The sequence below is a fragment of the Paraburkholderia terrae genome, assembly GCF_002902925.1.
GTDB lineage: Bacteria > Pseudomonadota > Gammaproteobacteria > Burkholderiales > Burkholderiaceae > Paraburkholderia > Paraburkholderia terrae.
Window position 1 is genome coordinate 2,711,148 of the sequence record NZ_CP026112.1, and the last position, 12,699, is coordinate 2,723,846.

The 12,699-nt window shown below is 63.9% G+C and carries 4 protein-coding genes; all 4 read left to right on the forward strand.

The features are described 5' to 3' along the window. The first annotated feature begins 436 nt into the window (after nt 1-436). The 4 genes from C2L65_RS28510 (at nt 437) to glgX (ending at nt 12,620) form a co-directional block, all read left to right on the forward strand. Entirely contained in the window at nt 437-3,880 is a 3,444-nt protein-coding gene (locus C2L65_RS28510; protein ID WP_063769801.1) for a maltotransferase domain-containing protein, read from the forward strand. Further along, nucleotides 3,877-7,335 carry a maltose alpha-D-glucosyltransferase gene (gene treS, locus C2L65_RS28515; protein WP_042315624.1) on the forward strand — a complete coding sequence of 1,153 codons (3,459 nt, stop codon included), beginning with the start codon at nt 3,877-3,879 and terminating at the stop codon, nt 7,333-7,335. The genes C2L65_RS28510 and treS overlap by 4 nt, the downstream gene beginning before the upstream one ends. Then, a complete protein-coding gene (glgB, locus tag C2L65_RS28520; protein ID WP_042315625.1) occupies nt 7,328-9,553 on the forward strand; it encodes a 1,4-alpha-glucan branching protein GlgB in 2,226 nt (741 codons plus the stop codon). Before treS ends, glgB begins: the two co-directional genes overlap by 8 nt. Nucleotides 9,554-10,406: 853 nt before the next feature. Then, on the forward strand, nt 10,407-12,620 hold the full coding sequence (gene glgX, locus C2L65_RS28530; RefSeq protein ID WP_042315453.1) for a glycogen debranching protein GlgX: 2,214 nt from the start codon (nt 10,407-10,409) through the stop codon (nt 12,618-12,620). Nucleotides 12,621-12,699: the final 79 nt, after the last annotated feature.

Below are 12,699 nucleotides of genomic sequence, written 5' to 3' on the forward strand. Positions count from 1 at the left end.
GCGCCCCCGGCTATGGCAACATGGCATGTAACGGCCGCCGGACGACTCGCCCTAATTACACGTCTTCCCTTGGTTTCGCGGCGTCATTCGTATGAACGACGCCGCGCCCGCATCTTTTTCTTCGTGCCGTACCAGGCTGCACCAGCCGTCCTTGCACGCATCTCGCCGTTTCAGTCCTGACCTTGCTGTATCGCTTTCTGGCATACCGCTTGCTCCTTCACCGCCTGTTGATTGAATCCGGACAGACGACATGCAGCGCCGTCGCAGACTCTTTGAACTGACGCGCCGCCTGTCGATCAATGAATGCACTACATTGAGCAGTACGCGCCGTCGCAGGACGCATCGCGCGGCATCCGGCTCTGAAGCCTAATAGGCGGTCGTGATCGCACGAATGTGCATCCACGCCGCACAGCAGGACGAAATCTGGAAACGACCGATGGAAGCTCCTCACGCCTATGCGCCGCGGATTTACTTCGTTCATTCTCCCCTTGTCGGACGGCTGGATGCGTGGCCCGCGCAGTTCGAGCATGCCGCTGCGCTCGGTTTCGATCATGTACTGATCGGCGGGCTGTTCCAGCCGGGACAGGCCGGCCACGCGCAGATCGTCAGCGACCATGCGCGGCTGCATCCCGCGCTCGCTAGCACCGAGAGCGCGCACGACGTGCTGCAGCGTCTGGCCGAGACGGCGAGCCAGCATGGCCTGACGCTGCTCGTCGATCTCGTGATCGACCGCGCTGCGGCCGACGGCAATCTGTTCCGCGAGCATCGCGACTGGTTTCATCCGTTCGAGCCGGAAGAGGCGCGGCTCGATCCGCGCCACGCGCGTCACGAAGACAACGTCGCGTATGCGAACTTCAACGACGAGCACGCGGCCGCGCCGCTGCTCGACTGGTGGGCGCAGACGCTCGATGCGCTCGCGGATGCGGACATCGGCGGGTTCCGTTTCGATTCGCCGCACCGGGTGCCCGCCTTCGCATGGCGGCGGCTGCTCGGTGCCGTGCGCGCGTCGCGCCATCCGTCCTCACGCTTTCTCGCCGCGACGCCCGGCCTCGTGCGCTCGGACGTCGCCGCGCTCGAAGGCGTGGGCTTCGACGCGGTGTTCTCGTCGTCGCGCTGGTGGGACTTCCGCGCGCCGTGGATGCTCGACGAGCATGCGCTGCTGACGCGTATCGCTTCGCCCGTCGCATTTCCCGAAGCGCCGTACGGCACGCGGCTCGCGGCGGACCTCGAACATGTGCATGATTCCGCGATCGTCGAACGCGCGTATCGCCGCGCGTTGCTGACGGCCGTTTCGACGGGCACCGGCTGGATGATGCCGATGGGCTTCGAATACGGCATCGCCGAACCGATCTCGCATACGCTCGGCGACGCCGCCCACTACGCGAGCCTGCGCGGCGCGGCGCGCTTCGATCTCTCCGAGCGCGTGCGGCACGCGAATGCAATTGCACGCGACACCTGGTCGCTGCAAACCAATGGCGAGCTGCGCTCGCTGTCCGGCCCGGACACGCACGCCGCGATCCTGTTGCGCGGCGATCAGCGCGATTTGCGCGACGCGGGCGAAGCCGTGATGGTCGCGATCAACCCGGAGCTGGGCACGCCCGTACGCGTCGATCCCGCGCGTTTTCTCGACGGCGTGCCGGGCGACTTCACGCGCTTCGTGCCACTCGGCACCGATTCGCGCGGCGCGCCGCAACCGCTCGCCGCCTTCACGCTGGCGCCGGGTGCGTGCCGCCTGTTCCGCGCGGTCGCCGAGAAGCCGATCGTGCTCGCGCCGCCCATCGACAAAAAGAGCACCAAGACCTCGGGACACAAGAGCGTGCTCGATGCGATCGCGGGCTCGCGTGTCGCGATCGAGAGCGTGTCGCCCGCCGTCGATCACGGACGCTTCCCCGCCAAGCGCATCGTCGGCGAACGCGTACACATTACGGCAGCCGTGTTCGCCGAAGGTCACGACAAGATCGCCGCCGCCGTGATCTGGCGCGCCGCCGACGAAACCGCCTGGCACGAAGCGCCGATGACGCCCGCTCAGCCCGCCGGCAACGACATCTGGGAAGCGCGCATTCCGCTCGAACGCATCGGGCGTCACGAGTACACGGTGATTGCGTGGCGCGACGATTTCGCGTCGCTCGTCGATCACATCCAGAAGAAGCTGAAGGCGGATCAGTCAGTCGAACTCGAAGTCGAAGAGGCGAAGCATCTGTTCGCGCTCGCGCTGGCCGAAACGGAAACTACCGACGGCTCGCAACCGCAGCAACTCGAAGCGATCGTCAAGGAATTCATGAAAGCGGACACGGGTGAACGCCTCGCGATCGTGCTGGCGCCCACGACGGCTGAAGCGTTCGCCGCCGCGCGCCACCGGCCTGGGCTGTCGCGCGACCACGTCGTGTATCGCATCGACGCCGAACGCGCGGGCGCGCGCTTTGGCAGCTGGTACGAGATCTTCCCGCGCTCGATGAGCGACGACGAACATCGGCACGGCAACTTCGACGACGTTACGGCCAAACTGCCGCGCATCCGCGACATGGGCTTCGACGTGCTGTACTTCCCGCCCATTCACCCCATCGGCATCGCCAACCGCAAGGGACGCAACAACACGCTGACGCCGGGCCCGGACGACGTGGGCAGCCCGTATGCGATCGGCGGTGAAGCGGGCGGTCACGATGCCGTGCATCCGCAGCTCGGCACGCTCGACGACTTCAAGCGCATGCTCGCCGCCGCGCACGATCACGGCCTGGAAATCGCGCTCGACTTCGCGATTCAATGCTCGCCCGATCACCCGTGGCTAAAACAGCACCCCACATGGTTCGCGTGGCGTCCCGACGGCACGCTGCGTTATGCCGAGAACCCGCCGAAGAAGTATCAGGACATCGTGAATCCGGACTTCTACGCGCACGACGCGAAGCCCGATTTATGGCTTTCGCTGCGCGACGTGATCCTGTTCTGGATCGATGCGGGCGTGCGCATCTTCCGCGTCGACAATCCGCACACGAAACCTTTCCCGTTCTGGGAATGGATGATCAACGACGTGCGCGTGCGGCATCCCGACGTGATCTTCCTCGCGGAAGCGTTCACGCGTCCGCGCGTGATGGCGCGGCTCGCGAAGCTGGGCTTCTCGCAGTCGTACACGTACTTCACATGGCGCGAATCGAAGCGCGATTTCACCGAGTATCTGACGCAACTGACGCAAACCGATCTGCGCGAATTCTTCCGGCCGAACTTCTTCGTCAACACGCCGGACATCAACCCGCGTCATCTGCAGTCGCAAGGGCGTCCCGGCTTCCTGATTCGCGCCGCGCTCGCGACGATGCTGTCGGGACTGTGGGGCGTGTATAGCGGCTTCGAGCTGTGCGAAGCCGCCGCGCTGCCCAACAGCGAAGAGTATCTGGATTCGGAGAAGTATCAGATCCGCGCATGGGACTGGAACCGACCCGGCAACATCGTGCGCGAGATCACGGAACTGAACCGCATTCGCCGCACGAACCCGGCGCTGCACTCGCATCTGAATCTCACGTTCCTGCCCGCGCACAACGAGAGCATCCTGTTCTTCGAAAAGGCCACGCCGGCGCGCGACAACGTGATCATCGTCGCGATCAATCTCGATCCGTATAACGAGCAGGGCGCGGATATCGAGTTGTCGTGGAGCACGTTCAACGGCTGGGGCCTGCACGATCAAGGCGCCATCGACGTGATCGATCAGATGACGGGCGAACGGTTTCAATGGCATGGCAGATGGCAACACGTGCGGCTCGACCCCGGCACGCGGCCGTTCGCGATCTGGCGCATCGCGCCCGCGACCGGCCTGCCGCGCGACGCTGTTCCCGATGAAAGCGACACGCATCGGGCCGCCCCCGACACGACATTCAATGAAGGTGCGATATGAAACGTGACGATTCCGCCGAAAGCACGTCGCAGCATTTCACCGACACGACAGCCGAGGCCGCTCCAGAGAAGCCGCGCCCGTCGCGCCGCGCCAAGGTGTCGACGCTCGCAGACGATCCGCTCTGGTACAAGGACGCGATCATCTATCAGGTACACATCAAGTCGTTCTTCGATGCGAACAACGACGGCGTCGGCGATTTCCCCGGCCTGATCGCGAAGCTCGACTACATCGCGGAGCTCGGCGTCAGCGCGATCTGGCTATTGCCGTTCTATCCGTCGCCGCGCCGCGACGACGGATATGACATCGCCGATTACAAGAGCGTACACCCGGACTACGGCACGATCGGCGACGTCAAGCGCTTCATTCAGGAAGCGCACGCGCGCGGCTTGCACGTGATCACCGAGCTTGTCATCAACCACACGTCGGACCAGCACCCGTGGTTCCAGCGCGCGCGCCGCGCGAAGCCCGGCTCGAACCATCGCAACTACTACGTGTGGTCCGACACGGACAAGAAGTACGAGAAGACACGCATCATCTTCATCGACACCGAACCGTCGAACTGGACGCATGACCCCGTCGCGGGCCAGTACTACTGGCATCGCTTCTATGCGCACCAGCCCGACCTGAACTTCGACAACCCCGCTGTGCTGCGCGAAGTGCTGCAGGTGATGCGCTTCTGGCTGGATCTCGGCATCGACGGGTTGCGGCTGGATGCCGTGCCGTATCTCGTCGAGCGCGAAGGCACGAACAACGAGAACCTGCCCGAAACGCACGCGGTCCTGAAGAAGATTCGCGCGACCATCGACGCCGAATATCCGAACCGGATGCTGCTCGCCGAAGCGAACCAGTGGCCGGAAGACGTGCAGGAATACTTCGGCAACGAAGACGAATGCCACATGGCGTTCCACTTCCCGTTGATGCCGCGCATTTACATGTCGATTGCGAGCGAAGACCGCTTCCCGATCACCGACATCATGAAGCAGACGCCGGATCTTCCCGAGACGAACCAATGGGCGATCTTCCTGCGCAATCACGATGAACTCACGCTCGAAATGGTCACGGACTCCGAGCGCGACTACTTGTGGAACACCTATGCGAGCGACCGGCGCGCGCGTTTGAACCTCGGCATCCGCCGACGCCTCGCGCCGCTGATGGAACGCGACCGCCGCCGCATCGAGCTGATCAATTCGCTGCTGCTATCGATGCCGGGCACGCCCGTCATCTACTACGGCGACGAACTCGGCATGGGCGACAACATTCACCTCGGCGACCGCGACGGCGTGCGCACACCGATGCAATGGTCGTCGGACAGAAACGGCGGCTTCTCGCGCGCCGATCCCGAACAACTGGTGCTGCCGCCCGTGATGGGCTCGCTGTATGGCTTCGATGCCGTCAACGTCGAAGCGCAAAGCCGAGATCCGCACTCGCTGCTCAACTGGACGCGGCGCATGCTCGCGACGCGCCGCTCGAAGCACACGTTCGGGCGCGGCACGATCCGCTTCCTGAAGCCGAGCAATCGCAAGATTCTCGCGTATCTGCGCGAGTTGCCCGGCCAGCCGCCCATTCTGTGCGTCGCGAACCTGTCGCGCGCGCCGCAGGCGGTCGAACTCGATCTGTCCGAATTCAACGGTGCAGTGCCCATCGAAATGACGGCGGATTCGGTGTTCCCCGCGATCGGGCAACTGACGTATCTGCTGACGTTCCCGCCGTACGGCTTCCTGTGGTTCCTTCTTTGCGAAGGCGGCGGCCGTCCGACATGGAGCCAGGCGCCGTCCGAACCACTGCCCGACTTCGTGACCATCGTGATCCGCGAAGGTCAGGCGGGCCCGACGCCAGAAAACGTGCGGCTGCTCGAATCGGAAGTGTTGCCGTCGTGGCTGGGACGCCGCAGATGGTATGCGTCGAAGGATCAGAAGATGCATGCCGTGCGCCTCGCCGCGCTCACGACGATCCCCGAAGCGGGCTTCGCGTTCACGGAAATCGAAGCGGATGTCGGCAACCACACCGAGCGTTACGTACTGCCGCTCGCGATCACGTGGGGCGCCGACACGACCACGCCGCTCTTCATGCAACTGGCGCTGGCGCGCGTGCGCCGCGGGCGCAACGTCGGCCATCTGACGGATGCGTTCGCGTTGCCGCAGTTCGCGTACGGCACGCTGCGCAAGTTGCGCGAGCGCGCCGGCGTGCCGACCGTGCAAAAGAGCACGATCCATTTCATTCCAACCGATCGTTTCGACGAACTCGACCTGGGCGACCAGCCGGAAATCCGCTGGCTCGCCGCCGAGCAGAGCAACAGCTCGCTCGTGATCGCCGACAAGGTGGTGCTGAAGCTCGTGCGGCGTTTGCTGAAGGGCATGCATCCCGAAGCGGAAATGAGCCGCTATCTGACGCAGCTCGGCTACGCGAACACCGCGCCGCTGTATGGCGAAGTGGTGCGCGTCGATCCGGAGAACGTGCCGCATACGCTGTGTATCCTGCAAGGCTTCGTCGACAACCAGGGCGACGCGTGGAACTGGGCGCTCGACACGCTGCGCCGTTCGATCGACGAACTCGCGCTCGCCGTCGATGGCGCCAACAACGAGAACCAGGCGAACCAGGACCGCGTACACGAGGAAGAAGCGACGGAAGGCTACGCGTCGTACATGGGCATCATCGGCAAGCGGCTCGGCGAGCTGCACGTCGCTCTCGCGACGCCTTCTGACAACCCCGCGTTCGATCCCGAACCCGCCGACGCGCAGCAGGTGCAGGCGTGGATCGACGGCACGCAGAAGCTGCTTGCCACCGCGCTCGAACTGCTGGAGAAGAACGTCGATCATCTCGGCGACGACGCCGCGCTGCTCGGCCGCAGCATTCTCGATCGCAAGGACAAGCTGGTCGAAGCGGTATCGAAGCTCGTGAAGCCCGATGCGCATGCGGTGCGCACGCGCATTCACGGCGACTTCCATCTGGGCCAGGTGCTGGTGGCGCAAGGCGACGCGTTCCTGATCGACTTCGAAGGCGAGCCGGCGCGCGAACTCGAAGAGCGCCGCGCGAAGTCGAGCCCGCTGCGCGACGTCGCGGGTCTGTTGCGTTCGCTGTCGTATGCGAGCGCCGCCGCGCAATCGACGATGGAAGCCGCGCCGCAGATGACGGCCGACCGCAAGCGCGCGCTGTTCGAGCGCTTCCGGGCCGCCGCTGCCGAAGCGTTCCTCACCGAGTACCGCGCCGCGACGCAGGCTGCATCGCAGCCGCTCGTCGCGCCGGAGAACGAACAGGCGCTGCTCGATCTGTTCCTGATCGAGAAGGCCGCCTATGAAATCCGCTACGAGGCAGCCAACCGGCCGACATGGCTCGGCTTGCCGGTGCGCGGCCTCGCCGCGCTGACGAGCCGCCTGCTCGGCGACACGGGCGCCGCGCCGCATTCGCCGGCGGCTGCCTCGGCGCCTCCCGCAGCATCAGAGGGCGATTATGAGTGAGCACCACAACGTTCAACTAGAGGCGGCCGGTCTGCATCGCGTGGATCTGGATGCGCTCGTCGATGCGCGCCATCACGATCCGTTCTCGCAACTCGGCATGCACGAGACCAGCGCCGGCCCTGTCGTGCGCGTGATGCTGCCGAACGCGGCGCGCGTGTCGGTGATCGCGCGCGACGACGGCAGGCTGCTCGGCGAACTGGAGCAACTGCATCCGGGCGGCCTGTTCGCGGGTCCCGTCAGCGAAGCCGTGGCGTATCGCTTGCGGATCGACTGGCATGGGTCGGTTCAGGAAATCGAGGACACGTATTCGTTCGGCCCGGTGCTCGGCGACGAGCCGTTGCAGCGCGTCGCGTGGGGCGATCCGTACGCGGTGCTCGAATGCCTCGGCTCGCGGCCGCACACGGTGGATGGCGTGCCGGGCGTGCGCTTTGCCGTGTGGGCGCCGAATGCGCGGCGCGTGTCGGTGGTGGGCGACTTCAATTCATGGGACGGCCGCCGACATCCGATGCGGCTGCGCCATCAGGCCGGCGTGTGGGAACTGTTCGTGCCGCGCATCGGCGCTGGCACGCGCTACAAGTACGAGATGCTGACGCGCGACGGTCATCCGTTGCCGCTCAAGGCCGACCCTTGCGCGATGCAGACCGAGAGGCCACCCGCGACGGGGTCCGTGGTCGCGCACGTCGACGACGTCGAGCGTTTTCCGTGGACGGACGGCGACTGGATGCAGACACGCGCGTCGAAGCAGACCGCGCAATCGGCGATCTCGATCTACGAGGTGCATGCGGAATCGTGGCTGCGCGTCGCGGAGGAAGGGCATCGCGGGTTGAACTGGTCCGAGCTGGCGGACCGCCTGATTCCTTATGCGAAGGAAATGGGCTTCACGCATATCGAGTTCATGCCGATTGCCGAGCATCCGTTCGGTGGATCGTGGGGTTATCAGCCGTTGGCGCAGTTCGCGCCGTCGGCGCGCTTCGGCACGCCGGAGCAGTTCGCGGGCTTTATCAACCGCGCGCACGAGGCGGGGCTCGGCGTGATCCTCGACTGGGTGCCTGCGCACTTCCCGAACGATGCACACGGGCTGATCGAGTTCGACGGCACGCCTTTGTATGAGCATGCGGACCCGCGCGAAGGCTATCACCAGGACTGGAACACGATGATCTACAACCTCGGCCGCAACGAGGTGAGCGCGTTCCTGATCGCATCGGCGCTGGCGTGGCTGAAGCGCTATCACGTCGATGGCTTGCGGGTGGATGCCGTCGCGTCGATGCTGTACCGCGACTATTCGCGCGCGGCGGGCGAGTGGGTGCCGAACGTGCATGGCGGGCGCGAGAATCTCGAATCGATTGCGTTTTTGAAGCGGCTCAATCATGAAGTGCAGCATATGCCGGACGTGCATGGCGCGATCACGATCGCGGAGGAATCGACGGCGTGGCCCGGTGTGACGGCGCGCATCGAGGATGGCGGGCTCGGCTTCCAGTTCAAGTGGAACATGGGGTGGATGCACGATACGTTGCACTACGTTGAAGAGGACCCGATCAACCGTCGATGGCATCACCACAACATGACGTTCGCGATGGTGTATGCGTATTCCGAGAAGTTCGTGTTGCCGCTTTCGCACGACGAGGTCGTGCATGGCAAGGGATCGCTGCTGGGCAAGATGCCGGGCGACCGCTGGCAGAAGTTTGCGAATCTGCGTGCGTACTTTGCGTTTATGTGGGCCCATCCGGGCAAGAAGCTGATGTTCATGGGCGGCGAGTTTGGGCAGATGGCCGAGTTCGATCACGATGGGTCGCCGCATTGGCATCTTCTCGATGATGAGTTGCATCACGGCGTGCAGCGGCTTGTGCGGGATTTGAACCGGCTTTATCGCGAGGAGCCGGCGTTGCATCGGCTTGATACCGAGCCGGGTGGGTTTGAGTGGATCATTGGTGACGATAGTGCGAATTCGGTTTTTGCCTGGCGGCGCATGGATGGTGCTGGGCGTGAGCTGATTACGGTTTGCAACTTTACGCCGGTGCCCCGGCATGGGTATCGGATTGGGATGCCCCGGGCGGGGCGGTGGGTTGAGATCGTGAATTCCGATGCTGGGGTTTATGGTGGGTCTAATGTTGGGAACGGTGGTGTCATCTATACAGATGAGGTTGCGGCGCATGGGCGGCCACAGTCGGCCTCGTTAGTGCTGCCGCCGCTGGGGACTGTTGTGCTTCGGGCGGATTAGGGGTTGGGTTTGGTTTTTTGTTTTCTCTGCGAGGCTGGGGCGTTTTTGCGGTTGCGGGTTTGGTGTTTTGGACTCTGCGGTGGCATCCGCGATGCGTTAGCGTGCTTCACGCGTCGCCCCTGTGCGGGGCGGCACCTACTTTTCTTTGCCGCCGCAAAGAAAAGTAGGCAAAAGAAAGCGGCTAACACCGCCAGTTCTTGTGTTTGCCTGAGGGCCCCCAAAGGGTCTTACGCTTCACACGGCAACGCCCTGATTTGATGTTAGCTGCCAACGCATTGAATGGACGCCTCACCCACTTCACACACCCGCACACGTGCCAGCGGCAGCGAACGGTTTGCGCCGCCCAGGTGGCAAACGGTGTGTAGGTTGTCGCGTCGTATAGCTCGGCGCTCTTACATGGAGGCGCGCGCTATCGGTCCGAAGTGAGGGGTGTGGAGTACTACGGCCTACGCACAGTTTGCCACCTGGGCGGCCGTGGAATATTTGGCACGGTGTGCAGTAATGCGGGTGCATGAAGCGGGTGAGGCGCACATTCAGAGCGCTGGCAACAAACGCGAATGGAGAAGTTGCCGTTTGAAGTGAGGGACCGGTTGGGGTCCCTCAGGCGGGGAGAAATGTTGGCGGTGTTAGCCGCTTTCTTTTGCCTACTTTTCTTTGCGGCGGCAAAGAAAAGTAGGTGCCGCCCCGCACAGGGGCGACGCGTGAAGCAGGCTAACAAAGCGCGGATGCCAGCGCAGAGGCAAACACCGTAGCGCGGATGCCAGCTAACGCATCGCGGATGCCACCGCAGAGGCATAAGGCGGATGCGACCGCAGGAGCAAAACCAAAACCAACAACAACGGGAACACTTGCCATGCCGCACGTACTACCAGACAGACTACTCCCGGGTGCCCCGTACCCATTAGGCTCAACCTGGGACGGCTTAGGCGTGAACTTCGCCGTCTTCTCCGCGAACGCGCAACGCATCGAGCTATGCCTCTTCGAGCCGACAGGCAGAAAAGAACTAAAGCGTTACACGCTGCCGGAATGCACAGACGAGGTATGGCACGGCTACCTGCCGCATGCGCATCCAGGCACGGTATACGCGTTCAGGGCCCACGGCCCATATCAACCGCAGCATGGACACCGTTTCAACCCACACAAGCTCCTGCTAGACCCCTACGCACGAAAACTCATCGGCCAGTTCCGATGGTCAGACGCATTGTTCAGCTACCGCGTCCACTCGAACAGAATGGACCTCTCCATCGACAGAAGAGACTCGGCGCCAGCCATGCCCAAGTGCGTGGTCGTCGACGAAGCCTTCGACTGGTCGCATGACACCCGCCCCAACGTCCCGTGGAACGAAACCGTCATCTACGAAACCCACGTGCGCGGCGCATCGATGCTACGCAAAGACCTCCGCACGCCCGAACGCGGCTCGTTCGCCGCACTCGCATCGCCAGAATTCATCGAACATCTGTTGAAGCTCGGCGTCACCGCCGTTGAACTGCTGCCCGTCCACGCATTCCTCAACGACCGCTTTCTCGTCGAGCGCGGACTGCGCAACTACTGGGGCTACAACACGGCCGCGTTCTTCGCGCCAGAACCGTCGTATCTGACCGCGCACCGGCTCGATGAGATGCGCATCGCCGTCCGTCAACTGCACGCCGCGGGAATCGAGGTAATACTCGACGTCGTCTACAACCACACGTGCGAAGGCAATGAGATGGGCCCCACCGTGTCGTGGCGCGGACTCGATAACGCCAGCTATTACCGCCTCATTCCAGGCGACGAACGCCATCACATCAACGACACCGGCTGCGGCAACACGCTCAACATGCCCCATCCGCGCGTGCTCCAAATGGTGATGGATTCGCTGCGCTACTGGTCGACCGCGTTCAATATCGACGGCTTTCGTTTCGATCTCGGCGTCACGCTCGGGCGCGAGCATTCCGGTTTCGATCCCGGCTCAGGTTTCTTCGACGCGCTACGGCAAGATCCCATCCTGTCGCAGCGCAAGCTGATTTCCGAACCGTGGGACATCGGCCCCGGCGGCTATCAGCTCGGCAACCATCCGCCCGGCATCAGCGAATGGAACGACCGTTTCCGCGATTCCGTGCGCCGCTTCTGGCGTGGCGACGCGGGCATGCGGCCCGATCTCGCCGCGCGGCTGACGGGATCGGCGGATCTGTTCAACCGGCGCTTTCGCAAGCCGACGGCGTCGGTCAACTTCGTCACGTCGCACGACGGCTTCACGTTGTCCGATCTCGTCGCGTACTCGCAGAAGCACAACGAGATCAACGGCGAGAACAACAACGACGGCCATAACGAAAATTACAGTTCGAACTGGGGCGTCGAAGGTCCGACCGACGAACCCGCGATCGCCGAGGCGCGCGAGCGCGTCTCGCGTTCGCTGATCGCGACGCTGTTCATCGCGCTCGGCACGCCGATGATGCTCGCCGGCGATGAAATGGGTCGCACCCAGCGCGGCAACAACAACGCGTATTGCCAGGATAACGAAATTTCCTGGATAGATTGGGAACGTGCCGCGCTCCCACACGGGCGCAAAATGACTATGTTCTTCGCGCGCATCATCGCGCTGCGAAAACAGCATCCGCTGCTGCGCGAAAACCGCTTCCTGTTCGGCGACCGTGAAGTGCTGCCGGGTCTCTACGACGTCGGCTGGTTCGACGAGCACGGCGAAGCGCTGACCATCGAAGCCTGGCAGGACCCCGAGGGCCGCGCGTTCACGCTGCGGCGCGCGGGCGCAGGCCTGAATGGAGAAACGGAAGTATTGTTGATGATGTTGAACGCGTCGGGCGCGGCGCTGCGCTTCATGCCTCCGCCGCCGCACCTGGAATGGCATGTGCTGATGGATACGGCGAACCCCGAAGCGCCGCCCGCGCCGCTCGCGACGCCCGACCTGGAAGTGCCCGCGCACAGCATGGTGGTGCTCGCGGCGCAGCCCACGGGCGACGCGGACTGGCAAGCAAGCTGGCGCGCGGGCGCGCAGTACGGACCGCGTTTGTTGACGGCATTGCCGCCGGACCCGGGCACGTCGATGCCCGACACGGAGCAGTCCGGTTGACGGCGCGTGCGCCCGATTATCGACAGAAAGCCCATGCCGGAAGGTCTGCAATGAGTGTGCGTATCAACATGCCGACGAA